This window comes from Terasakiella sp., assembly GCF_048267425.1.
Lineage (GTDB): Bacteria > Pseudomonadota > Alphaproteobacteria > Rhodospirillales > Terasakiellaceae > Terasakiella.
The window spans coordinates 510,476-533,941 of record NZ_JBLWXN010000001.1; the positions used below are offsets into that span (position 1 = coordinate 510,476).

Genomic DNA, 23,466 nt, shown 5'->3' on the forward strand with positions numbered 1-23,466 from the left:
ACGATAAAACAATTAAAACTGTTTGCTGTATGCGAAAGGATGAAACGAATGTCTAAAAAACTTCTGGCGGGTGTTTTGGGCGCTGCGGCCCTGATGATGGGTGCAGCTTCGGCACAAGCCGACGAACCGGCGAAAATCGGTTTTGTTTATGTGTCACCGATTGGTGATGCGGGTTATACCTACCAACATGATTTGGGTCGCAAAGCGATTGAAGAAAAATTTGGCGACAAAATCAAAGTTAGCTTTGTTGAAAGTGTGGCAGAAGGCCCGGATGCCGAGCGTGTGGTTATGAATTATGCAAAAAGCGGCTATAAAGCTGTTTTTGCAACATCATTCGGCTACATGAACCCGACGTTGAAAGTTGCCAAACGTTTCCCGAAAGTCGCGTTTGAACATGCAACAGGCTATAAACGGGCGGCAAACGTCAATACCTATCAGGCGCGTTTTTATGAAAGCCGATACCTGACAGGTCTGGTGGCCGGTTCTATGACAAAATCTAATATTATTGGTTATGTTGCCGCCTTCCCGATCCCGGAAGTGGTGCGTGGCATTAACGCCTTTACCCGTGGTATCCGTGCAGTAAATGACAAGGCGCAAGTGCGTGTGATCTGGACGAATTCCTGGTTTGACCCGGGCAAAGAACGCGAAGCCGCCGATACATTGATCGGTCAAAAAGCCGACGTGCTGACCATGCATGCGGATAGTCCGGCCACCATTCAGGCGGCAGAAGACGCCGGTATCTATGCAATTGGCTATAACTCCGACTTTGCGAAATTTGGTCCTAATTCTCATCTGACATCCTCTGTGACCAATTGGGCGCCTTATTATGTGAAACGTGTGGGCGAAATTCTGGATGGGTCCTGGAAAGGCAATCAGGACACATGGGAAGGACTGAGTGCGGATATGGTACAAGTTGCGCCGTTCCACAAAGACGTTCCCCAAGATGTGCGTGACCGTGTTGAACAAGCTAAAGCCGACATTATCGCAGGTAAACTGCATCCGTTTGCAGGCCCGATCAACGATAACGAAGGTAAAGAGCGTGTGGCTGGCGGTCAAACCATGAGTGATGGCGATATGCTGGGCTTTAACTGGTATGTCGAAGGCGTTGTCGGTAAATTGCCGAACTAAGCTGTCTTTTCCAGATTTAATGAAAAAAGGACCGGTGGACTTGTCTGCCGGTCCTTTTTTATGTCTGTTACATTCTGTTACGAAAAACCTTCTTATATGCAATCATTCTGTTACAGCAAATGGGTTATCTTTAGGTTGCGTGGAACTCTAGAGGACTTAAGTGTTATGGAACAGAAAACCAAATATTCTTTTATCTTACGAAACCTGCACATAATCGGCGGGCTTGTCTTTGTTGCGGCTCTTGTTTTAGGGATTGTCATGGAAGATATGGCGCGGGGGCCGGAAAAATTCCAACTGATGTTTTTTCACAAAAGCCTTGGATTGGCTGTTCTGGGATTGGTTGCCCTCCGTCTTTTAGAATGGGTGCGTAGCGCACAACCTGTTGCGCTTGAAAGCCATGCGAACTGGGAAGTCTGGGCCGCAAAGCTTGTGAAAATTGCCTTGTATATCGTGATGATTGTCTTGCCGATTTCCGGAGTGCTTATGTCTTGGTTTAAAGGCTATCCTGCGGCCTTCTTCGGCCTGTTTGAACTGGCCCCGATGGTCGAAAAAAGCAAAGACCTAGGCGAGCTGTTTGAAAGCATCCATAAAGCAATGGTCCCCTTGACATTTGGACTGCTGGGTTTGCATGTGGTGGGAGCTCTGAAACATCACTTTATTGATCGCGATGAGACCCTTGTGCGTATTTCTCCCTTTTCCAAAGGGTGATCATAGCTTAAAATCAAAGCAGGTTGCCGAAGTAGCTCAGGGGTAGAGCAACTGATTCGTAATCAGTAGGTCGGAGGTTCAAATCCTCTCTTCGGCACCATGTTTTTCAATGGCTTAGCGTATATCCAATGCTAGGTCATTTTTTATTTGGACGCAATTTGGACGCAGTTGGCACGATTTCACGATCTTCTTCCTTGGTAATTATATTACTTCTTTTCTTATTTTTCTAAGATTCTATAGAAAACAAGGTGTCCAACCTGTCCAAGTGTCCTAATTCCTGCAAAATCAGATAGTTAAATAGGGGCACCTTTGATTTTAACCTGTCCAACACCTGTCCAAATATCCGAAAAACCCCCTAAATTCTTGAAATATAATTATGTGTTAAATGGATAAAATACGCTTAAGGCCTTGTTAAGCAATAAGAAAAACAACAACCACAACAACAACCACAACCAAAAAAATAATACATATTCTCTCACAGGTCGGGGTGTGCATTACCCGCTCCTCAACTCATTGGCCAGAAGGACCCGTTACCTGTATCAGGGGGGGGGTAAGTGCTATAGACTGTCGCGGTTTTAGACCAAACGTGACATGGCATCAGGTTTCGCGGGTCATGTGAGGCACATTGCGGCTTTCAGATCAGAGAGGGGGCGGGATTGATGTATAAAAAAAGAGGAGCAACAGCCCCTCGATCTTTTATTTATTCGGTATCATTCTTGTTAATGATCCAATGTCGGTTTCCTTGTATCTTGCCTTTTTCTGCATGAACGCCAAGGATACGTAATGTCGGTGTTACCCGCCTCATAGCAGTTCCCATTGCTGTTGGTGATTTGGGCCAGCTTGAGGAACGACGCAGGGGTTCAGAGACATACCCGTTGATCCGTTCCATTAATGCTGCAGCCGTTCCTTTAAAGCCTCCTTCATCAGCAATGGAAAGAATAGCCTGAATTAAGGGATCGTCTTCGGCGGTTGCCCGAATGGCATTATCTTTATTTTGTTTGAATATATGAATAAACGAATAAGGTTCCCAGCCGAGTCCCGGTTCTGCCGCTGTAATCCATTCTACAAAATCAATCATACGCGGTGCGTCTTCGAGTTTAATATGGTCGATATTACGTAAGGCACATGAGACAGCATCTAATAAAGCACCCAATACGCCGGGATGTGCTTCTTTAAAGATTTGGTCTACTTCCCGTTGGCTTCGACGTTGTTTTTCAGAAATGGTGGGGAGTTCAATAAAAATGGATCGATCGCCAAAATCGGGGCGGGATGCCAAATCAGGAATGCCGTTTAGAATCATCGGGCAATTGGCTTCTAAAATACATTCGCCCATATCACTATGCAGTTCCCGTGTTGCGTATCCCCCGCCTGTTGCAATACGGCATAACGCATCGGATAACCAAGGGGCAATATATGATACATTATCGTAAAAAAGAACACGGTTGTTGGTCGCTGAAACCATAAGGTCTCGCTCGTTACTCGGTTGACCATTGCCGCCTTGAACGGTGGAGGGATCAACCAGTTGGCGCAAAAAATTGGTAATAGTGGTTTTGGCAGATCCCTGTTGTCCATTTACCAATAGGATCGGATAAGGGCCATTGGGGCGAAGGGCTGCAACGAGCCACGACACCATAAGGCGAAAGTCGTTGTCATTTTCAGCATTGATGAAATCATGCAGTCGTTCAATTGTCTCGCCGGCTTCCGGTTCGGGTAAAGCGGCCATGCTTGTCGAACGAATAAATTTAACTGGGGCGCGTTCAATCATGCGCCAGCCTTTTGGGCCTATTTCTACGGCTTTCCAGCTTTCGTCACCCAAGTCTAAATAGATATGGTCTTCCAGTGCGCCAATACGACGATAGACAGGAAAACGCGGTCTATAGTGGATTGCTTCTGCTTCCATTGTTTTTAGGCTATCTGTAACGGCTTGAGAGCCGGGGGCATGCCCAAACTCTCTATAATAATGACCGCATAGCCAAACATTAAAATCGTTGCTTTTGAGCGGCCAGTTTTCCCAATGACCATTAATATAGACGGAAGCATAAGCTGTGCGCTTTTTGTCGTGCCAAAGCTCTATCGTATCCATAAGAGATAAGATTAAATCGCGCTGGGGTACGCGCCCAGCGCCTTCTTCTTCCTCGTCTGTATTATTTGAACGCCCCCTTTTACCACCTGTTCGCGGCTTCGTGTCTTGCCCTGCCCCTGTTTGCCCCTCATCAACATTGAAGACTTCTTCTACCGATTGCGCTGTTCCCACAAATGAAATAGCGCGTTCATAGTCCCAGTCTTTGTTTTCTGCGTCCGCTGCGTCCCATCCTTCTGATACTGTTTCAGGTGGTGAGATAACGGACACTTGTGCAGAAACAAGTTTTAAGGCTTTGGTGGCAAACTTCGCATACTCCATTCCCGGTGTGTCTGCATCAGGCCAGATAATGACGTTACGTTTTGCCAACGTTCCCCAGTTCGCCTTCTTTCCGGCATTGGAGCCACCCATTGTTGTAACGGCAATGTGATCGGGTAAAAGGCGCTGGCAAGCATCGGCAGCCTTTTCCCCTTCGCACAGGATAACGGGGGCTTTTGGGTATTGGGTCAACAGGTGGGCATTATAAATCGGGCGGGGTTCCAATGGCGCTTTCCAACGCCATTGGTGCTTACCGGTTCGCCCATTGTAACAATAAGTCGCTGGAATTACTTCTTTATCCCCATTTCCTAAATCGAAACGATGAACGAGGCAAACCAACTCGCCCGCCGTATTTCGGTAGGCATATTCCGCTGTTGCCTTTCCGTGTTGATAATGTGGATCGGGGGCGGGAATATTGGCGGGTATAACGGCAAGCGGTTCCCATTCTTCTTTTTTCCGGGTTTTTCGTGGGGGTGTAGATTGCTTTTCCTGCTTTGTCATGGGTGCAAACATGGCTTTATTGGTCATAGGCATCTACCCCGAGCATTTCTGCCAATGCCAATGCAGATTCTTTTTGCGAAATGCCAGCAAGAAAGGCTCCTAAACTGACCACGTCACCTCCACTATCACCGGAGGCAAAATCACCCCATTTACCGGAATATAGATTGACCTTGAAACTTCCTTTGTGTCGGTCGTGGCGTAACGGGTTGCGCGCGACATACTCCGCTCCCTCAGTTCTTCCGTCAGGCAACCAACGGGAGAGAATGGAAGGCAAACACGATAAAGCTTGAGCATTGATGTCTTGAAAATTGATCTGTTGGCTCATTTTTCTTCCTCCCCGTCGGAGGGAGTGAACGTAACTTCAGGAATAAAGCAACTTATGTCGATAGACGGAAAGTTTTCTTGATGTTTCAGGTGGCACTCGACACCGGTCAGGTCGATGTAATAAGCATCTTCATCGCAAAACTTTGCTTTTCGTTTGAGAGCTCCATGAATGGCCCCACCAATAACAGCTGAGAAAAGGGGGTAAGGTTTTTGCCGTCCCTCTTGCAGGTATAAATCTCTGCTTTTGCTGAGAAGGGTTTCAATTACAGGCATTGACCGGGATGTAGTTTTAATGCCTGCAGACAAACCGATGGTTCCCGAATAGTCCACATCAGCGAACAGGTTCACAAGCAAATCGGGTATGGCCATATAACCAGCGCGATAACTTAAAGACCAACAAGGACACGGAAGAGGGTCGCCCTGATAACCTTCTTTGGTTAACTCAATTGTAAATAGATCAGGGTTATTAATATCAGATGCCAAGAGGTCCAGATGGCGGTCAATATTACCCTCTGAAATCCAGCCTTTACCAAAAATATCTACGTTGTATGGCTGGATAAAGTCCACTAGCGCATTATAGATATCGTTTCCTGTTGTTACATAGGTGGCCGGTAAAAAAATACTCTCTCTCTGAACAATACCTGCTGAGACAGCGGCAAGACATGGCTGCAGCAAACTATTCATTATATCCGGCCCCCCGCTTCTGAGGTGGAGGTAAAGCGCTGGTCAGCAATCCAGTCAACGACATCGGAACGTCGATAACGAATGGATCGCCCTATCTGAATAAAGGGGCAGCCGCCACCTTTTACACGTTCATTTCTTAGGGTTCCTTCGGCCTGTCCACGTAAATACGCGGCTTCTGCAGGATATAGAAGCGCATCCGGATCAGTTGGGATTGGACGGCCTGCGGGTTCAATGGGGTAATTCATTATAATAGGTCCTTGATTGCTTGTTATTTGATGCAATCCAAGAAACATTATTGTGTTTTATAATGCGAACACCCTTAACCCTGCTTAAGAGTGTTTGACCTGATATTTTTTCAAAAACGTAAGGTAGTATTCATTGGTATGGAAATTTTCTCTCGCAAATTTTCTTATATTTTATGATTAAGATGATTGTTTTTATACCCCATTATTAGCGTAAGGGCGATATCCAGCGCTAGGTCCATTTCTTCTGGCCAGTCTTTTACGATACGTTTTTTCTTATACGCATCAAGTTGTTTAATATGTTCAATTGCGTCTTGTTTGCTTCTGGTTGGGCGAGGGCCATTTGCTTTTATTTCATCACGTATTATTTTAAAACAAATGGGTATTCCTACCAAGACACAGGGACTAGGTAACCATCGTCCAAAAGCACCGCTTAGAGGATGTTCATTTTTTTTACCCGCTGTATTTAAATGTAGAAGTAAGGAAGGGTTTGGAACATATACCCAGCCAGTTAAAGAATGTTGTTTCTGGAACTGAGTGAAATTTTTACGAGCAGTAGAAGGTTTTCCTAACAATTGTTTTGTATTAGCTGCTCTCGAGGCGGCAGCATCTGCGTCAACATTCAGGATTCGATCTTCAACCAGATCTTTAGGAACATGTATGAAGTGTTTATTATCTAGTTTTTTAAAATCCTTTATGAATGTATCAAAGTCCTTGGAATACTTCCCCCAAAGGCTAGCTTGCACAGCTTTACCAGAAAATTGTTCGGCCCATACAGCCTTCCAACTCATAAAGGCATCGCAATAAGTTGCATAATGTTTGCGGTCTTCCTCAGGGCTAACTAACCCTTGATGATATCGAATTATCTTTTCTTGAATGGCAGTTTGTAATTTAGAGGGAATATTTATGCGATATCGCTTGCAGACCTCTACCGCTTCATACAATGGAGAAAACAAGTTTAATTTATGGTATGCTGACAAAGCGGATTCCACAGCATACCACACAGTTAAAACAATAGGATCGTGATTATTACCTAGACTTTTATGGTCAAAGAAATCTGGGACTTGAATAACTCTTTGTAAAGGGTCCTGACATGACTGAAATGTCAAATTCGTAAAGTCCCACATACCAAACTGTGTGTAGCTCAATTCTTTTCCTTCAATTATTGAATATAATGAAGAAGTAAGCAGCGTACCGCGATTGTTGATGAATATACTTGATTCTGGTTGGATGAGTTCAGCAGAGAAAATTTTGGCATCTTTACCAAATGGGTACCCTTCACTTTCTAAATTAATATCTTCTAGGTTGATTGTATTACTATCGCCGTCTTCCCATGTGATTGATAATTTTGAGCCTCCATCAATGTGTTGAACATTGATGATTTTTCGAAGAAGAAACACAATATTATCCCTTCAATCTTACACCAGCGCCGCCGTCAAGGCTCTGCGCCCCTTCTTCAATGAAAATGATACCAGCGTCTTCAAGAGTTGTTTGAAGGGCCTGTATTGTGCGGCCATGTACGCCTGAACCATTTTCAAAACGGCTAACTGTATTAAAACTGACGTTTGCTTTACTAGCTAGTTCGCGTACTCCCCAACCTAATGCTGTACGTGCAAGTTTAATTTGAAGGCCATTAATCATTTTTACCTCGAAAAACTGATTACAGTGTACCTATTTTTGATTGATTGGTACATAAATATAAGATATGATTACACTGTAATCAAAAATGGGTAAAGAGGCAACAAAATGCGATATCGTCTTTCTTCTGCAATCAGTCGCAAATGGGATACGGGTGGTCGTTCTTTTTCTGCCCCAGTTCAAAAAGTGTATGTCACGGCGCTGGCGAAAAAGGTGATGTGCATGGCGTGGGCGATTGCTCAGGAAGCCCAAGAAGATTTTGGTGGATCCGTTCGGCAATATCTCAAAGAAGCATTAAAGCGTGCTTGGGCGCTGATTAAAACTGATCGGATGGAACTGGTAACGGCTGATATTTGTTTCCATTCTTCGAAGCAGAAACAAGCCAACCATTCCCCGATTGCGATGAAACCTAATTCTCAGTCTGCCGCATATTATGCGGCTTGTTGGTAAAGGAAAATCAAATGTGTACACAAATGACAAAAGATGAAGTTGTCAAACAAATTCCCACATTTTCGTTCAATGGTGAAACCTATAAACTGAATTTTGAAACGTATATTGGGTTCGAGAACATTATGATTTCATGGCCGAATGGAAATACGCCAGACGCATTGTATGAATACTGCACAAAGCACCAGAACGCTTTTATCTCGGAACTTCTTAAGATTTCTACTCTAAAGGCAGCAATGGTGAAATTACAGGTGATGGAACGTGAAATGTACACGTCTTCCTGCATGCAGCGTGATGATTGGTATGCCAGTGATGAACTTGCGCTTTTCAACTCCGCTATAAATGACCTTAAAAAAATTGCTGGGGAGGCAGTATTATGAAACCAGGTACAGTAGAGCCGTCTGTTAAAAAACCGGATTGTGAATGTGAGGGGACTAACGAAAGACCAAGAGCAGAAGAGCTTGCTGTATATTTGCTGCAATTGAATCCTATGCAGAAACAGGCTGCGTTCGCACTCATGCTCAATTTGGCGCTTAAAGGAGACAAACGACTTCGTGAAGTAGAGGACGATCACGGGATTCAATATTTCGATGAATCTGGAAAATTATGGGGCACTATGACATTGAAAGATAAGAAGGCCCCAATATGGCAAAAAGCTGATGCTCCTGATTGATAATGTGTTAATTATCAACATGTTATGGTGATTTTTTCTCTGCATGTTTCCGAATTAACCACCTTCTGGCGCTTTCTAGACCATCTTCTGATAAGGGGGGCTGAGTAAGCACATAATACGTAAATTTCACGTTGCAAATAACATGAGATCGACGTTTTGCCATACGAGCCGCATGGAGCCTGTCGCTCCTGCGGCTTTCTTTATCATATTCCAGACACCGGAATATCAGTTGCTCAATCTCAAAATCAATAACTCTCCTGTGAAAATCCAGCGCCTGATTTACAATTTCGTCTTCGGTTGGCTCATAGGTATCGGACATGGTCAAAATCTCCTGACAATTGATTGTTTCTTAATTAGATCGCAAATTGACAGGTTTGGTAATTCCGAAATTTCATTAATTACAGAAAGGGCAGGGGCGCTGGTGACAAGGCTTACCTATCAGCTTCGGCGGCACCAATTGATTGGTATAGGTCGAAAAGAGCGTTATGTGCGGTATTAGCTTTTTCAAACCATTGATCATTTCCGACAATACTGGGGTGTTCAAGCAGTTCACGCGCAATCAAATCCATGACCAGATATGTTGTATGCAAGGCAGCATGACAGGCAAAAGAACCGGGTTTACTCTGCTCTATAAGTTCTTCGACCGTTTCACCTTCTTCTAATAAGCTTGCCAGTGTTTGAATGGTATTTTGAAGTGACTGTTCGAGATTATCGTTGTTGGGCAATATACGTTCCTTCCTTCAATTATCTTGTAATTGGTTCAGTGCCACTGCTTAAGATATTTAGGTATTCTTGATAGACAAATATTTTGTGCCGCTCCTTACCCGTCACTTCCTTGATGATGCCTAAATCTTCTAAGCTATTTAAGCTGCGTAAAACTGTAGGAAGTGATACGCCACATGCATCCTTAATTTTACCTGTATTTGCGATGGGGTGAGACTGAAAGTAGGCATGGATGGTTAATATTGCGGCAGTGGATTTACCGGAATCACCTATTTTAAATCGATCTTCTTCAAACAAGGCCATGATGGCTTGCGCTGTAGCTGTGGCTTGATTGGCTGTTTCGATCACGCCAATGAGGAAGAACTCTACCCAAGCTTCCCAATCCCCTGTTTCACGAACATTTTGCAGATGATCATAATAGGCTTGTCGGTTGGCCTTAAAATAGAGACTGAGATATAGCAAAGGTTCTCTAAGAATATTTTCTGTGCATAAAATGAAGGTAATTAGCAAGCGACCTAAACGTCCATTCCCATCAAGAAAAGGATGGATAGATTCAAATTGAACATGGGCTAAGGCTGCTTTAACTAACGCTGGTAAACGCTCTTTTTCATCGTGCAAAAATAACTCAAAAGCATTGAGGCATTCATTCAGCTTTTCAGGTGGTGGAGGAACATAGTGAGCTTGACTAGGGCGGAATCCCCCTACCCAGTTCTGCGAACTTCGAAATACACCCGGCTGCTTGTCGCCACCTCGTGCATTGTTCATCAGCTCAGCATGAATTTCTCGGATTAATCTCAAAGATAACGGAAACTGTTTCAGGCGTTCCAATCCATAATTCATTGCAGCAACATAGCAAGAGACTTCGGTTACATCGTCAATTGGTGCGCCGGGTGCTTCTTCTGTTTCAAAAAATAAGAGATCAGATAGCGAAGATTGAGTTCCTTCAATCTGCGATGACAGGACAGCTTCTTTGCGGACATACATATAAAGGAATAGCTTGGAATCAGGCAAAATCATGCTCATGCTATCCAATCTCCCCAAGGCAACAACTGCTTGGTCAAGCAAAGGATATAACTGCCCCATCTCTAATGGTGGGGTAGGTGGTAACGGATTGGGTATATAGGCTTGATAATTGTCACCAGCTACCGCAGAGCCATTTAAGTACTGTCCGGTTTGTTCTCTATGTACCATCTTGATCTCTAACTAACATAAGGTGCGATTTTCGTTATTTACGATTTTCGTAATAACACGGATGTTAGTTAAGGGCAATTAAGTTGCAAAAAACTTAAATTTTGTTAGTTAGGCTAAGTTAACTCACATAGATGATATTAAACGTGAGCTTCTGGCTGTCTACCAGCTACAAAATAAGTCAGCTAGGGAGTTTGTAGGCACCGATCCTGTGCTAGTTCAGGGATGATATCTGCGACATGTTGAATTATAATCACTGTTTGGAAAACCGGATAATTTCAGCACTTGTTTCATCATCTGCCATAGCCGCCTGTAAGTGTCTACCGATGGTATTTGTTGCTTGATGAAGTGGCTCAGCTTCTAAATGGGCATAACGTGCTGTTGTTTGGGTTTGTGTATGCCCCAATAAGCCGCCAATCAAGGGCAAGGGGATGCCAGCGCCAACGGCAATACTTGCAAAACTGTGACGTAGATCGTGAACGCGGACATCAGCAATACCTGTTGGTAAGGTGTACCCTTTTTGATCTGCAATTCGTTTGACCGTTTGCAAACTTGGCCGGGTGTTATTTTCCTGTTTTATTTTTTCAATGACGGGTCCCCATATCTCGTCTTCTTCCAACATTAATATTGTTGTGAGATTGCGAATGCGTCGCCAAGTAGGACCTAAATCATCCATATGGGTTTGAGGATTCTTGCCCACGATGGCGTAAGGATTGTCTTTGAGCTTCTCTATATTGTTAAGGACTTCCAGTGCGGGTGGGCTTAATGGGATGTCTTTTGCACCCGTCTTGCTGTCCGGTAATGCAAAGCAACGGCGGTCCCAATTGATATAATCCCATTTTAAAGAAAGAATTTCACTCTTTCTTGCGCCGGTGAAAATTAAAAGCCGCAAAGCAGCCAAGGCATGCGGGGTACCTATATTTTCCCGTTCTGCAATGTGCATTGCTTTTGAGATAATCTGTAATTCCTGTTGAGATAAATAGCGTTTGCGTTTCTCTTCTTTAAATTTCTGCAATCGATCAGTCGGATTGCGCCAATCGTGACGGATTTCATAAAGATCATCGGCAGTAAAATTGAATATTTTGGAAAGTAGTGCCAATACACGATTAGCCTGATATGGGGTATCTTTTAAGGATTGGTGCAAACGTCGGACATCACTTTTGGCAACATCTACGGCTTTTACTTTACCCAGTGCAGGGAAAATAAAACGATCCAAGAGGTGACGGTTCTCATAAACTGTTTTTTCTTTGTTATGAGGAATAGAATGTTCGATTAAGAAACGGTTGCCCAGCTCTGTCATGGTTTCGGCTTTACGTAACAGGTCTTGTTTAACTGCGGGATCATTACCGTTTTCAACATCGGACAACAATTCGAAGGCGGCTTTTCGGGCTTGGTCAACAGTCATTGGTGGATAGCGGCCCACCTTGCGTTTACGTTCCCGCTTGCCAGCGCGCCAGTAAACTTGGAAGGTTTTATTCCCTTTTGGGCTAACGCGTATGCCGAACCCCTTTAATTCATCATCCCAAACAGCATATTCCTGTTCGGTTGGCTTTAGGGAATCAATTAAACGTTTGGTCAATTTCGGCATAGGTCACCTCATATAATAGAGTGGACAGGTGTAGGACAGGTAAATTTTTAAAGTGCCCCTTCTAAATGGCGCAGTAACCTTGGCGCTGGACAGGTTGGACACGTTGGACACCTTTCAGGCCCCTCTATCTCAATATTGATTACATCCATTTTGTATTTTCAAAATTCCATTTGGACGCAATTTGGACGCAAATTTCAGTTATTCATGGTGATCTACATTAACAATACTTATCATGCTATGTCACTAAAATAACGTAATATCAATATGTTGATGATATGCAGTGATTTTGCATGGCCCCACGTGATACCATAAAATTCTAATTCGTAATCAGTAGGTCGGAGGTTCAAATCCTCTCTTCGGCACCATGTTTTTCAATGAGTTATGTTACGTTATATACTTATTACTGTAATATGGACATGGTCGTAATAGCTCTAGCCATATATTGGCGGGATGCTTTTTCTTGGAAAAGGAGTTAAGGCTGACGTTTGCGACGGTGTTATGTGGATTGATCGGGCTGTCCGTCAAGGTGACACGGATGCACAATTGATGTTAGCAGCCATGTAAATATGACAAAAACTCAATTGATAGATTGACACACACCGAATTTGGGCGCAAATGATCCCTTTAGTATTCATTCGCGATCGCGCAATTCCGCTGAAAGCTCAGCGTGACAATATCTCGAAATTGAAAATAATTTATTGAATGCCCCGCCTGCGCTCCGGGATGTTAAAAATGCCGAAGTTCATCCCTGTGTCGAAATAGGATGTATGCGCGGCCGAAAGAAGCTTTATGCAATCGAAAAATTTTGAGGCGCTAGGCCTGTCTGAACCATTGTTGCGTGCACTGCAAGAACAACAATTTGAAACTCCTACGCCCATTCAAGAACAATCAATACCTTCTCTGTTAGAAAAATGCGATTTGTTGGGGATTGCACAGACCGGGACTGGCAAGACGGCAGCCTTCAGTCTTCCCATCCTGCATGAACTTGCCGAAGATTGGGAACCACCTGCGCCCAAGTTTCCCTTAAGTATCATTCTTGCTCCTACCCGAGAGCTGGCAATTCAAATTGGCGAATCGATTGAAAGCTTAGGGCGACATCTCCCTGTTCGACATACGGTTATTTTTGGGGGTGTTAGCCAAAAACGTCAGGTTAGCGCACTTCAGCGCGGTGTTGATATTGTCGTTGCGACACCTGGACGTCTTTTAGACCTAATGAACCAAGGGCATATTTCACTCAATCACATTTGGCATTTTGTATTGGACGAAGCTGATCGTATGTTGGATATGGGCTTCATCCATGATGTTAAAAAAATCATTGCCGCATTGCCAAAAGAACGCCAAACCCTGTTCTTTTCCGCAACTATGCCCAAAACGGTTTCTGGACTTGCCAGTAGTATACTGCACGATCCCGTCCGTATAGAGGTGACACCGCAATCAACACCGGTTGAACGCATTGCCCAAAGTGTGTACTACGTGCCCGCAGCGGATAAAAATGGATTGCTAACCAATATCTTAGGCGATAAGTCCATAAATAAAACCATCGTTTTTACGCGGACGAAACACCGGGCCAACCGGGTGGCACAACAGCTTGATAAGGCAGGTATCACGTCAGCCGCTATTCATGGCAATAAATCGCAAAGCGCACGGCAAAAAGCACTTAAAAACTTCAGCAGCGGTGAAGTCCGTGTTTTGGTGGCGACAGACATAGCAGCACGAGGGATTGACATCGACAATGTCAGCCACGTCATTAACTTCGAGCTTCCGAATATCGCTGAAGATTACGTCCATCGTATCGGTCGTACAGCAAGGGCCGGGGCATCTGGCGCTGCAATTTCTATGTGTGATCCAAGTGAACAAGCTTACCTTCGTGATATTGAAAAACTGATGCAGCAGCAACTTGATGTTTTAGGTGGTCAACCGTCTCAGGACGAGCCCAAACCGACTAAGCGGGGTTCTCGAGTGTCTCCGAACCGCCGAGCGAAGTCAAAACGGTATCGAGGTAAGCCTAAAAAAAGCGCAGCGTAAGTTTTACTGAACATATGACATCACGAAATCGGAGTGGCTTCGGGCTATCTTTTTTTAAATTGGCAGATGCTGGCGAGATCGACATTTTTCTGTCAGATGAAGATGATGAATTATTCTCTCAAGAGAAGGAAAAGTTATGGGATCAGGATCAACACGACTAAACACTGCAGATGATAAAATGATCGCGGCCATTGAACGCGGCGATCAGAGTGAATTTCAAGACAGCAGACCGCCAAAGGTTAAGGACAATACCCTTATCAAATCCAAAAAAGCACAAAAGCAAAAAACGCTTGATAAAACCAAAGCTTTGAAAGCGTTGAGGCTGGCTGCAGAGAAAGAAAAGAAGGCTAAATAGAAGCCGAAGATTTCTTTTTGCTTTGGGTTCATAGCGGACATTTAATCCATCACAGAGTTTGTCCGTTCTCGGCCTTGATATTTTGTCCGGTGATGGAAAAGGCCTGCAATAACATTAGAACAGTATTGGCGATATCTTCTGGTGTCGAAATACGTTGTAACGGAAGTTGACCGGACAAGGCATACATTTTGTCTTCATTGCCTTGCCACCACCGGGTTTTTACGGCGCTCGGCATAACGCCATTTATACGGATATCCGGGGCTAATGCCCCTGCCAATGGCTTTGTTAGTTCATCATTGCAGCTTTGGAAACGGCATATGGGATTGACGACCCAAAACCGGTTTTTCCAGCAATACTGCCCACATTGACAATTGCGCGCCCAATGCCAGTTGCGCCGCCTGTAACCACGGCAATTTTACCATCCATTGGGCTGAGCATTTACCGACAAGCTGATCTCCTAATTTGTCCAAGCCTTTTAAAAGGTAAAGGGGGTTGCGAGCGCGGGAAGGGCAAAAACTGCAAACGCGGTTTTATGCAACTACAGCTGAATCCAGAGTGTTTAAAAACCCTTAAATTTTGTCTGCGCATGTAGGTAACACTTTTTTTACGAAAAAACAGTATGTTGTAAGGAGCTTGAGGCGTGCCTTGAACGTTAGACTTTCTGCGACATGGATGTTTTTTACCGTAAAAACAACATTCGCAGTTGATCTTAACGGGCAAAGGCTCACATAATGACAAATAGGCAATAAAAATGTTGGAAAATTCAACGCATGTCCATCAGGGGGCATCCGATCCGTCGGCGTCATCTTTTTCACATGGCGCAGACAATGATAAAGAACAAAATGGCGATGTAAAAATGACTGAGACAAAATCAAAAGCATCGAATTTGAAACATTCCTATACCATTCCCTGCACCAGTCAATTTCGGGATCGGGTGTCAAAACTGGCAGATCGCAAAAAAGTGAATGTGGCGGATCTTGCTCGTTCCGTTTTGTTGATGGTCAGTGATGCTGACATATCTGATTTTGCTGATCCGGGTGATCCGGACCCCCAAGATCGTGAAACCGTGATCCTGAAATCTGGTCCGAGCAAGGGACGACCGTGGCGACGCAAGCCTCGCCTGCAAGTTCGTATGGCGCCCGGTTATGATGCTTTGTTTATTCGTAAGGCACTCAACTTGGCATTGTATATGGAGGAGGGGAAGGCACAGGTGCGCATCGATACCCCAGAAACCATAGAGCAACGCCAGCGCGAGATTGAGCGTATTCGTAAAGAGGCGCAAGAAGCGGCGCAAACAGAACAGAAAAATCATCAACTACCCGAAACAGTTGAGGAATTGGAAAGACTTCAGGCGATTGTTTCTGTGTTATCGTTTGAACCGTTACGAGATGGTGTTCAGGATCGAAGTGATGCGTTGCATATTCTGGGTTTCCCACCAAGGACCTATCCAAGCCGTATGGAACTGCGGGCCCGGTTTCGCATGCTGGCAACAATTCACCACCCAGACGGGAAGTATGGCAGCCATGAACGCATGAGCCAATTGAACCAAGCGATGGAAGTTTTGCGCTATGCAAGCTGACTTATCCACAGGGATGTGGATAAATTTTCTTTTGCCGTTCTGTTTTCGGAACGGCATTTTTTTTGGTAGGATACTCTCATAAACTACACTGATTGAAAGGTAGAATAGATGCAGCGACCTCGTCTTCTTGTCACCAGAAGATTGCCGCAAGATGTGGAAAATCGACTTATGGATACATTTGAAACCAATTTATCCACAGGTGAATTTGCCGACAATTCAGAAAAGTTAATTAAACACAGTCAAAATGTAGATGGTATTTTATGCGCGCCTTGTGATCAAATCGGTGCCGATTTGATTGCAAAACTACCGGACCGTATTCGCATCATTTCGACATTTTCCGTCGGCTATGAACATGTGGATGTTGCGGCTGCGAAAAAACGCAATATCGTGGTAACCAATACCCCCGGTGTTTTGACCGACGCAACAGCCGATATTGCACTGTTATTGATCTTAGGGGCGACCCGTCGTGCCTATGAAGGTGAACGCCTTATTCGGGAAAATAAATGGACAGGTTGGGTCCCGACCCAATTGATGGGAATAGGGCTTCAGGGCAAGCGTTTGGGTATTTTAGGTATGGGGCGTATCGGACAGGCGGTTGCCGTGCGTGCCAAAGCGTTTGGCATGGATATACATTATCATAACCGTCGTCCGGTTGCGTTTGATGCGACCTATCATGAAACGGCGGAAAGCTTGTTGGCACACAGTGACGTCCTGTCCCTGCATTGCCCCTTAACGCCTGAAACCAAGGGGTTTTTAAACGAAGAAGCCATTGAGAAAATGCCGCAAGGTGCTGTGGTGGTGAACACCGCCCGTGGCCCGGTTGTAGATGATGACGCCTTGATTGCGGCGTTGAAAAGCGGTCGTTTAAGCGCGGCCGGACTGGATGTCTTCACCGGGGAACCAAACTTGCATGCTGGCTATCGTGACCTGCCCAATACGTTTTTACTGCCTCATTTGGGCAGTGGCACGGTGGAAACACGCAACGCGATGGGGTTTTGTGCCTTGGAAAACCTTAAAGCATTTTTTGAAGGAAACACGCCGCCCAACGTGGTGGTGTAAACAAAGAAAAAGCCCTCTGTCATTAACTGCAGAGGGCTTTTTTTATGTGCGCAAGAGGGCTATCCTCTTAGTACATGTGCTGACCACCGTTGATGGACAGGGTTGCACCTGTGATGAAGTCGCCTTCATCAGCAACCAGGAACAGTACGCCACGTGCGATATCGTCGGCACGACCCAAACGGCCCATCGGGATTTTCGCGATAATTTTTTCAAGAACCGCAGGCGGAACTGCACGAACCATATCGGTATCTACGTAACCCGGTGCAATGGCGTTAACGGTGATGCCTTTGCCTGCGCCTTCTTGGGCCAAGGCTTTGGTGAAGCCGTGGATACCGGATTTGGCAGCAGCATAGTTAACCTGACCATATTGCCCGGCTTGACCGTTAATAGAACCAATGTTGACAATCCGACCAAAGCTACGCTCACGCATGCCGTCAATAACACCGCGACACAGGTTGAAGCAGGAGGACAGGTTGGTTGCAATAACCGCTTCCCAGTTGTCCGCAGACATACGGTGCAGGGTGCCGTCACGTGTGATACCGGCGTTGTTGATCAGGATCTCAACAGGGCCGAGGTCGGCTTCAATTTTCTTGAGCATTTCCTGACAGGCATCAAAATCGCTGACGTCACATTTATAAGAAGCAATGCCTGTTTCTTCTGTAAATTTCTTTGCGGCTTCTTCGTTACCGCCAAAATTGGCAGCGACGGTATAACCGGCTTCTTTAAGGCGTTCAGAAATTGCGCGGCCAATACCGCGCGTCCCACCAGTTACGAGTGCTACACGACCCATCTGTTTCTTCCTCTACTTTTTTAGTCCACAGTTTTTTTGTTCTGAAAAGACCGAAACTCCCCGATCTTCAATCTTGGCATTGTGGGGACATTAATGGCATAAATCCACCCCTAATTTTGAAATATTCAAACTTTATCGTTTTGCATAAAAAAAACAGCTCTTCCCATATAGAAAAGAGCTGTTTTTCAATAGTTTATCAACGTTGTTCGCTTGTTTAACAAACGATCATCAGTTGTGACTTAGGCGCGTTCTACACACAATGCTACACCTTGACCGCCGCCGATACACAGCGTTGCAATCCCTTTTTTGGAATCGCGGCGTTTCATTTCGTGCAACAGGGTGACAAGAATGCGGTTGCCGGATGCGCCGATCGGGTGACCAATGGCAATAGCACCGCCATTAACGTTGACTTTATCAGTGTCCCAGCCGAGTTCCTTGTTAACGGAAATGGCTTGTGCCGCAAACGCTTCGTTGGCTTCCATCAGATCGAGATCGTCGATAGACCAGCCGGCTTTATCCAATGCTTTGGTGACAGCCGGGATCGGGCCTGTCCCCATGATTTTCGGATCAACACCGTGGGTGGCCCATGCTTTGATGGTTGCCAGTGGTGTCAGGCCGCGTTTGTCAGCTTCTTCCTTGCTCATCAACACAACAACGGAAGCTCCGTCATTGAGACCGGAGGCGTTACCGGCGGTGACGGAACCGTCTTTAGAGAAAGCCGGGCGCAGTTTACCAAGGCCTTCTGCGCTTACGCCTTCTTTGATGAATTCGTCTTTGTCAAAAACGATATCGCCTTTGCGATTTTTGATGGTTACCGGGACGATTTCTTCGTCGAACTTACCAGCAGCGCGTGCGGCTTCGGCTTTGTTTTGCGAACCGGCGGCAAAAGCGTCTTGCTCTTCGCGTGAGATTTGGTACTTGTCCGCGATATTTTGCGCCGTTGTCCCCATATGGTAGTCGTTAAAGGCACACCACAGACCGTCTTTGATCATGGTGTCTTCCATTTTAGCCGGGCCCATTTTTGTGCCGTTGCGAAGATGCATAACGTGCGGAGACAGAGACATGTTTTCCTGACCACCGGCAACAACGATATCGGCATCACCCATCAGGATGGCTTGCATACCCATTGCAACGGAGCGTAGACCGGACCCGCAAACCTGATTGATGGTCATGGCGGTGGACTCTTCCGGGCAACCGGCAAGAAGGGCGGCTTGGCGTGCCGGGTTTTGGCCCTGACCACCGGTCAAAACCTGACCCATAAAGACTTCCTGAACGTCTGCAGCATCGACGCCTGCGCGTTCCAACGCGGCTTTGATTACCGTCGCGCCCAATTCGTGCGCGGGGACGCTGGCAAGGCTGCCGCTAAAGTTACCGACCGCTGTACGGGCTGCACCAACAATGACCACTTCAGTCATACTCAATGTCTCCTAAATATAATTATTATTTCCCCTGCAAAGGGCGGATAAGCCGCCGCCTCGCAGGCCAATAGGGTATAGAAGCAAGACGAATGGTCAAGCAATGATTGTGCGAATGCGAAATTAGAATTGTTATATAATTATTTTTCTTGTGTTAAGAGCCACTTAGCCAAGGGGGTATAAAGCCCCCGCTGCGCGTTGCGCCCAGTCATCATGCCGATGTGTCCGGCTTTTACGGTTTTGACCTGACGGTTCGGTAGTTTTTGGGCCAAAGCATGGGCCGATTCCGGGGAAGCGATTCGGTCATTTTGTGGGATCACCAGATAAGTTGGATGATGAATTTCCCTCGGGTCAATAAAATGGCCGTCGATTTCCCAAATACCGCGTCCGGGTTTGTTATCGATATACCAACCAAACAGACAGTCACGCGCAACATTCCCGACCAAGGGGACGCCATCATTGATCCAGTCTTCCATTGCGACAAACTTTTCGGCCGTGCGACTTGCGGGATCCATTTTAGAAAATTCCATAAACTTTTGTAGAATTTGGTAGGGATCAATGGCGGCAAACAGGCTTTGGATCATATCGACGGGTAAAAGCCCCAAAGTTTGTATGAGACTTTCCAATTGAGGTTGAGCGCAGCGCATAATATGGGCATGGCGAGAACTGCCCGCGTGAAAATCCCACGGTGTCGCCAAAAGGGCGAGGCGGTCAATTTTGTCCGGTTCCAAGGCCGCCAATGCAGTGCATAGAACACCCCCCATACAATATCCGATCAAAGTGACGGGGCGATTGCATTGACGATGGATTTCAGTGACGGCGTTGTTCAGGCGTTCAAGGATATAGTCTTCCAGTGTGAATTCTTTTTCTGCCGCACCCGGTTCCCCCCAATCCAGTAAAAAACAGCGGATACCTTTGTCTGCGAGGCTGCGCATCAAGCTGCGTTTTTCGCTGAGATCAAGAATGTAGGCTTTATTGATCAGCGACGGTACGGCAAGAACGACGGGGCTGTTGTCGGGACCGCCGTAATCCAGAAGACGTGATGCGCCGTCCTGCCATAAAACGGGGGCCTCGCTCAGGCAGCGTTCATAAGGGTGTTTGTGATAGGCGCGCACGCCCGCCAAAAAATGCTGAGCCCGTAAAAAGGTTTCCGCATCAAGGGCAGCGCGAAAAGAATCTTCAGGATAGGCCGAAATTTGGTCAGTCAGGCTTTCGGCCTGTATTTTCAAGTCGGGACTCCAGTTCATGGACCCGCTTTTCAAGCTCATTAATGCGGCGCGACAGCTCATCCATGTTGCGCTCAGTGTGCTCAGGTGCAGGGGAAGCGGACGTGGTCCCACCCGTTTGGGCGGTTGTGAACGGGTTTGTGCCATCTTTGAATTGCTCTTTCCAGCTATCAGCCCAGTTTCCCATCCAGCTTTGAATTTTTTCCGGCGTATCCAGTGTTTTCATCATTTCGCTGGCTTGTTGATTGAAGACTTCGCCTAATTTAAGGCTGTCTTCGACAGCGCGTTCTGAAGATTGGGAAAGAAGCTGTTTTTGCCAAAGGTCGAGATATTGTGCGGCGAGATCGTGGATCTTGTTATCGGAATCACTCATTGCTTTTGTTGTCTCTTTTTTGCCGTTATGCAGCAACGCTGCCGCAAAAAGTTACTATAGGGACCGGATAAAGGTCAATTATTTGGTGATTTTTGTAATTTTTTTAACAATACTGCAATGCGATACTTTTGTGTGCAGTGAATTCGCGTTATGGTACAAGGCTATGGGGAGACCTCCACATAATATATATGTGAGAGGGCTTGGGACTTAAAAAAAGAAGATATGATATGGCACAAACTGAAGATAAAGAAGCACCGATTACGATCAAGAAGTACGCCAACCGCCGTTTATACAACACCGCCACCAGCAGCTATGTTACGCTGGACCATCTGGCACAGATGGTAAAAGAAGGGACCCAGTTTGCTGTTTTTGATGCAAAAAGCGGAGATGAAATCACGCGTTCAGTCCTGACACAGATTATTGTGGAAGAAGAAGCCAAGGGCCAAAACCTGTTGCCGGTCAGCTTTTTGCGTCACCTGATCAGCTTTTATGGTGATAGCTTGCAAGGACTGGTGCCCAGTTATCTGGAACAATCGATGCAATCTTTTGCCACCAATCAGGAAAAGATGCGCGATTATATGAAAGAGACAATGGGGGGATTAAACCCGTTCGGTTCCTTTGAAGAGATGAACAAGCAAAACATGGTGATGTTTGAAAACGCCATGCGCATGTTTGCGCCGCAATTCTATAAAGAAGGCGAAAATAAAGAGACGGACGCAGGCCGGAAAACGGATGAGAAACCGTCTCAATCGGCTGAAAAAGCAGGCGATGATCTGGAAAAAATGAAAGCTCAACTGGAAGCCATGCAGCAGCAGTTGAGCAAACTCAGCGAAAAATAAATCCAACTTAAATTTTAAGACTGCATGCGTTCAGAACGCCTTTTGCTATGCGCGAAAGGCGTTTTTTTGTGATCACATTTTGTTGCAAAGGTTGCCTTTGGGCTGACAGTCTGCTGTTTTGATTCTATACTGAACCACTTTCTGTATCTGAATTGCAGGTAAATACGCCCGTGGCCGTTACTCTTGAAACCAAAGCACTTGTCCCCACCGTACCGGCGGGACCCTTACGTGCGCGTGGTCGAAATCAAGAAACTGTAACGGATGCGTCTAAAACGCAGAATTCGGCACAGGCTTTTGTCAATAGCCTGCCGGCAGATATTCGCAATAAAGTCGTGCGCCCCTTGCATGATCGTGTGCGCCACGACAAATCAGAAGAAGCCACGCAAGAACAGGAGACACAGAAAAGCAAGGCGCAACCTGCCGATACAGGTCAGGCGCAGGCGCTGAATGAGGGGAGAGATAATAGATCTTATTATTCAAGCCCGACATTCATTGCCAATTTGACAGTGCTGCAAGCGCAACAGGGATATGGGGCTGATCCGCAGGTACCCCTCGGGGCAGCGCGTTACAAAACGTCACATCAAGCTTACCTTGATGCTGGCGCGCAACCTGGAGGAGAGTTCAACGCAAGAGAAGACTCCATAAAGAGTGCGGAACGCGAAGAGAAGATTATGATCGTGCCTCCGGTCATTTCAACCGTAAATTTTGTTGCATAATTGTTGAAATATTTTGAAATATTTTGACAGAAAATATTTTTGAGATGCTCTAGAACGCCCTTGGATCATAAATATTTTGCCTTGCAACAGTTATTTCTTATATATTGTAAGGCGAAATATTCTAGAAATATTTTCTTGCAAAATATTTTTGTCCGGTATAATCATTGATAGAAATCCATAATAAACAAAGCGGAATATTGGTTGAATAAGGAGATCACTTTCATGTCCGATGCCGTCGAAAGCAAAGTCGCAAACCGTGCCACAGATACGGACCGTCATGTAGGCGCACGTATTCGCGAACGCCGTATTATGTTGGGATTGAGCCAACAACAAATGGCCGACATGATCGGCGTTACCTATCAACAGGCGCATAAGTATGAGCGTGGGATCAATCGTATTTCAGCCGGTCGCCTTTATGAAATTGGGCAGGTTCTGAAAGTTCCAGTCGGATTTTTCTTTGAAGGTCTGGATGAAGAAGACGAAACAGAGATTGAACTGACAGACCGTCAGCGTATGTGTCTGGAACTGGCACGGAATTTCTCTCATATCAACAATGATCGTCATCAGGACGCACTCAGCCAATTGGCGCGTGCACTTGCTGCTGAAAAAAAATAAAGCAGACGGATTCTAGGTTTTGAACGTTTAGCCGGGCGTGAAATGTTTTCGCGCCCGGTTTTGTTTGTCTGGAAAATACAAGAAATGACTGCTATATAATCGGTAATTTTATTAATTTCGGCGCACTAAACTTGAAACTTTGGATAAAGTTTTGGGTAAAATTGACAAATGTCATGGGCGAACGGCCCTGTTTTTGGGATATAAAGCCGAGCTTTCGAAATTGTATTTAAGG

The 23,466-nt window shown here is 45.6% G+C and carries 28 protein-coding genes and 1 tRNA gene; 13 read left to right on the plus strand and 16 right to left on the minus strand.

The window, feature by feature from the left end; genetic code table 11:
• Positions 1-48 precede the first annotated feature (48 nt).
• The 3 genes from ACN0VA_RS02440 to ACN0VA_RS02450 all read left to right on the plus strand — a co-directional run bounded on the left by ACN0VA_RS02440 (position 49) and on the right by ACN0VA_RS02450 (position 1,936).
• Positions 49-1,128 carry a BMP family ABC transporter substrate-binding protein gene (locus ACN0VA_RS02440; protein ID WP_417819600.1) on the plus strand — a complete coding sequence of 360 codons (1,080 nt, stop codon included), beginning with the start codon at positions 49-51 and terminating at the stop codon, positions 1,126-1,128.
• 165 nt (positions 1,129-1,293) lie between these two features.
• Positions 1,294-1,836, plus strand: a complete 543-nt coding sequence (locus ACN0VA_RS02445; RefSeq protein ID WP_417819601.1) for a cytochrome b — start codon at positions 1,294-1,296, stop codon at positions 1,834-1,836.
• A gap of 25 nt (positions 1,837-1,861) precedes the next feature.
• Positions 1,862-1,936, plus strand: a tRNA-Thr gene (locus ACN0VA_RS02450).
• Between the two features lie 600 nt (positions 1,937-2,536).
• On the opposite strand, the gene ACN0VA_RS02455 is transcribed toward ACN0VA_RS02450, so the two are convergent.
• The 6 genes from ACN0VA_RS02455 to ACN0VA_RS02480 form a co-directional block, all read right to left on the minus strand.
• Positions 2,537-4,762 carry a DUF6371 domain-containing protein gene (locus ACN0VA_RS02455; protein ID WP_417819602.1) on the minus strand — a complete coding sequence of 742 codons (2,226 nt, stop codon included), beginning with the start codon at positions 4,760-4,762 and terminating at the stop codon, positions 2,537-2,539.
• Positions 4,752-5,060 (minus strand): hypothetical protein, encoded by a 309-nt coding sequence (locus ACN0VA_RS02460; protein ID WP_417819603.1) that lies wholly within the window; start codon positions 5,058-5,060, stop codon positions 4,752-4,754. Before ACN0VA_RS02460 ends, ACN0VA_RS02455 begins: the two co-directional genes overlap by 11 nt.
• Positions 5,057-5,743 (minus strand): hypothetical protein, encoded by a 687-nt coding sequence (locus ACN0VA_RS02465; RefSeq protein ID WP_417819604.1) that lies wholly within the window; start codon positions 5,741-5,743, stop codon positions 5,057-5,059. Before ACN0VA_RS02465 ends, ACN0VA_RS02460 begins: the two co-directional genes overlap by 4 nt.
• Entirely contained in the window at positions 5,743-5,988 is a 246-nt protein-coding gene (locus tag ACN0VA_RS02470; RefSeq protein ID WP_417819605.1) for a helix-turn-helix domain-containing protein, read from the minus strand. Before ACN0VA_RS02470 ends, ACN0VA_RS02465 begins: the two co-directional genes overlap by 1 nt.
• 164 nt (positions 5,989-6,152) lie before the next feature.
• Positions 6,153-7,385, minus strand: coding sequence for a hypothetical protein (locus tag ACN0VA_RS02475; protein WP_417819606.1), 1,233 nt, complete (start codon positions 7,383-7,385; stop codon positions 6,153-6,155).
• Positions 7,386-7,389: 4 nt separating this feature from the next.
• Entirely contained in the window at positions 7,390-7,626 is a 237-nt protein-coding gene (locus tag ACN0VA_RS02480) for a helix-turn-helix domain-containing protein (protein WP_417819607.1), read from the minus strand.
• Between the two features lie 105 nt (positions 7,627-7,731).
• Between ACN0VA_RS02480 and ACN0VA_RS02485 the strand changes: the two genes are divergently transcribed.
• Genes ACN0VA_RS02485 through ACN0VA_RS02495 form a run of 3 tightly spaced genes read left to right on the plus strand, consistent with a single transcriptional unit; the run spans position 7,732 to position 8,743 of the window.
• Positions 7,732-8,073, plus strand: a complete 342-nt coding sequence (locus tag ACN0VA_RS02485; RefSeq protein ID WP_417819608.1) for a hypothetical protein — start codon at positions 7,732-7,734, stop codon at positions 8,071-8,073.
• Positions 8,074-8,084: 11 nt separating this feature from the next.
• On the plus strand, positions 8,085-8,450 hold the full coding sequence (locus ACN0VA_RS02490; protein WP_417819609.1) for a hypothetical protein: 366 nt from the start codon (positions 8,085-8,087) through the stop codon (positions 8,448-8,450).
• Positions 8,447-8,743, plus strand: a complete 297-nt coding sequence (locus ACN0VA_RS02495; protein ID WP_417819610.1) for a hypothetical protein — start codon at positions 8,447-8,449, stop codon at positions 8,741-8,743. Before ACN0VA_RS02490 ends, ACN0VA_RS02495 begins: the two co-directional genes overlap by 4 nt.
• Positions 8,744-8,765: 22 nt before the next feature.
• Here the strand turns inward: ACN0VA_RS02495 and ACN0VA_RS02500 are convergent, their stop codons facing one another.
• From ACN0VA_RS02500 to ACN0VA_RS02515, 4 genes are all read right to left on the minus strand, one after another.
• Positions 8,766-9,062: a hypothetical protein gene (locus tag ACN0VA_RS02500; protein WP_417819611.1), complete on the minus strand. Its 297-nt coding sequence runs from the start codon at positions 9,060-9,062 to the stop codon at positions 8,766-8,768.
• A 112-nt stretch (positions 9,063-9,174) separates the two neighbouring features.
• Positions 9,175-9,468, minus strand: coding sequence for a hypothetical protein (locus ACN0VA_RS02505; RefSeq protein ID WP_417819612.1), 294 nt, complete (start codon positions 9,466-9,468; stop codon positions 9,175-9,177).
• Between the two features lie 19 nt (positions 9,469-9,487).
• Entirely contained in the window at positions 9,488-10,657 is a 1,170-nt protein-coding gene (locus tag ACN0VA_RS02510) for a Fic family protein (RefSeq protein ID WP_417819613.1), read from the minus strand.
• Between the two features lie 250 nt (positions 10,658-10,907).
• Positions 10,908-12,242, minus strand: coding sequence for a tyrosine-type recombinase/integrase (locus ACN0VA_RS02515; RefSeq protein WP_417819614.1), 1,335 nt, complete (start codon positions 12,240-12,242; stop codon positions 10,908-10,910).
• Between the two features lie 789 nt (positions 12,243-13,031).
• On the opposite strand from ACN0VA_RS02515, the gene ACN0VA_RS02520 reads away from it, so the two are divergent.
• Complete coding sequence (locus ACN0VA_RS02520) at positions 13,032-14,267, plus strand: DEAD/DEAH box helicase (protein ID WP_417819615.1); 1,236 nt, start codon at positions 13,032-13,034, stop codon at positions 14,265-14,267.
• A gap of 136 nt (positions 14,268-14,403) precedes the next feature.
• The gene (locus ACN0VA_RS02525; protein ID WP_417819616.1) at positions 14,404-14,622 is read left to right on the plus strand and encodes a hypothetical protein; all 219 of its coding nucleotides are present in this window, start codon (positions 14,404-14,406) and stop codon (positions 14,620-14,622) included.
• Between the two features lie 49 nt (positions 14,623-14,671).
• On the opposite strand, the gene ACN0VA_RS02530 is transcribed toward ACN0VA_RS02525, so the two are convergent.
• Both ACN0VA_RS02530 and ACN0VA_RS02535 read right to left on the minus strand, forming a co-directional pair.
• Positions 14,672-14,899, minus strand: a complete 228-nt coding sequence (locus ACN0VA_RS02530) for an SDR family oxidoreductase (protein WP_417819617.1) — start codon at positions 14,897-14,899, stop codon at positions 14,672-14,674.
• A gap of 8 nt (positions 14,900-14,907) precedes the next feature.
• Positions 14,908-15,048, minus strand: coding sequence for a hypothetical protein (locus tag ACN0VA_RS02535; protein ID WP_417819618.1), 141 nt, complete (start codon positions 15,046-15,048; stop codon positions 14,908-14,910).
• A gap of 325 nt (positions 15,049-15,373) precedes the next feature.
• On the opposite strand from ACN0VA_RS02535, the gene ACN0VA_RS02540 reads away from it, so the two are divergent.
• Together ACN0VA_RS02540 and ACN0VA_RS02545 are read left to right on the plus strand one after the other, a co-directional pair.
• Positions 15,374-16,201, plus strand: a complete 828-nt coding sequence (locus tag ACN0VA_RS02540) for a J domain-containing protein (RefSeq protein ID WP_417819619.1) — start codon at positions 15,374-15,376, stop codon at positions 16,199-16,201.
• A gap of 108 nt (positions 16,202-16,309) precedes the next feature.
• The gene (locus ACN0VA_RS02545; RefSeq protein ID WP_417819620.1) at positions 16,310-17,260 is read left to right on the plus strand and encodes a 2-hydroxyacid dehydrogenase; all 951 of its coding nucleotides are present in this window, start codon (positions 16,310-16,312) and stop codon (positions 17,258-17,260) included.
• A 67-nt stretch (positions 17,261-17,327) separates the two neighbouring features.
• On the opposite strand, the gene phbB is transcribed toward ACN0VA_RS02545, so the two are convergent.
• From phbB to ACN0VA_RS02565, 4 genes are all read right to left on the minus strand, one after another.
• Entirely contained in the window at positions 17,328-18,050 is a 723-nt protein-coding gene (gene phbB, locus ACN0VA_RS02550) for an acetoacetyl-CoA reductase (protein WP_417819621.1), read from the minus strand.
• Positions 18,051-18,289: 239 nt separating this feature from the next.
• Entirely contained in the window at positions 18,290-19,465 is a 1,176-nt protein-coding gene (locus tag ACN0VA_RS02555; protein WP_417819622.1) for an acetyl-CoA C-acetyltransferase, read from the minus strand.
• A 140-nt stretch (positions 19,466-19,605) separates the two neighbouring features.
• The gene (locus tag ACN0VA_RS02560) at positions 19,606-20,712 is read right to left on the minus strand and encodes an alpha/beta fold hydrolase (RefSeq protein WP_417819623.1); all 1,107 of its coding nucleotides are present in this window, start codon (positions 20,710-20,712) and stop codon (positions 19,606-19,608) included.
• Positions 20,666-21,064 carry a hypothetical protein gene (locus tag ACN0VA_RS02565; protein WP_417819624.1) on the minus strand — a complete coding sequence of 133 codons (399 nt, stop codon included), beginning with the start codon at positions 21,062-21,064 and terminating at the stop codon, positions 20,666-20,668. The genes ACN0VA_RS02560 and ACN0VA_RS02565 overlap by 47 nt, the downstream gene beginning before the upstream one ends.
• Positions 21,065-21,291: 227 nt before the next feature.
• On the opposite strand from ACN0VA_RS02565, the gene phaR reads away from it, so the two are divergent.
• The 3 genes from phaR to ACN0VA_RS02580 all read left to right on the plus strand — a co-directional run bounded on the left by phaR (position 21,292) and on the right by ACN0VA_RS02580 (position 23,234).
• Positions 21,292-21,903: a polyhydroxyalkanoate synthesis repressor PhaR gene (gene phaR / locus ACN0VA_RS02570; protein ID WP_417819625.1), complete on the plus strand. Its 612-nt coding sequence runs from the start codon at positions 21,292-21,294 to the stop codon at positions 21,901-21,903.
• Between the two features lie 170 nt (positions 21,904-22,073).
• Positions 22,074-22,619 (plus strand): hypothetical protein, encoded by a 546-nt coding sequence (locus ACN0VA_RS02575; RefSeq protein WP_417819626.1) that lies wholly within the window; start codon positions 22,074-22,076, stop codon positions 22,617-22,619.
• 222 nt (positions 22,620-22,841) lie between these two features.
• Positions 22,842-23,234: a helix-turn-helix domain-containing protein gene (locus ACN0VA_RS02580; RefSeq protein ID WP_417819627.1), complete on the plus strand. Its 393-nt coding sequence runs from the start codon at positions 22,842-22,844 to the stop codon at positions 23,232-23,234.
• Positions 23,235-23,466: the final 232 nt, after the last annotated feature.